At 46.7% G+C, this 315-nt stretch carries 2 tRNA genes; both read right to left on the reverse strand.

From position 1 onward, the window contains the following. Nucleotides 1-37 precede the first annotated feature (37 nt). Nucleotides 38-114 (reverse strand) — tRNA-Met (locus tag AB4232_RS22220). An 85-nt stretch (nucleotides 115-199) separates the two neighbouring features. Then, a tRNA-Gly gene (locus AB4232_RS22225) sits at nucleotides 200-275 on the reverse strand. Between the last annotated feature and the right edge of the window lie 40 nt (nucleotides 276-315).

The following is a 315-nucleotide window of genomic DNA, read 5'->3' on the forward strand; positions in this document are numbered from 1 at the left end:
CTGCTAAGAAGCATCAAATCAACGTTCAACTGTAATGTGGTTGCGGGAGCCGGATTTGAACCGACGACCTTCGGGTTATGAGCCCGACGAGCTACCAAACTGCTCCATCCCGCGTCCGGATGCATTGTTTAAGACAATGAGACTAAACCATTTTCATTCTGAGCACATTCTCAAAGAGACAGCTTCTAAGAATAGAATTTGGAGCGATACATCGGGTTCGAACCGATGACCTCAACCTTGGCAAGGTTGCGCTCTACCAACTGAGCTAGTATCGCATAAGCTAACCGTTCATCTTGTCTGCTAAGAAGCATCAAA

Source organism: Vibrio sp. 10N.286.46.A8, assembly GCF_041470165.1.
Taxonomy (GTDB): domain Bacteria; phylum Pseudomonadota; class Gammaproteobacteria; order Enterobacterales; family Vibrionaceae; genus Vibrio; species Vibrio tasmaniensis_A.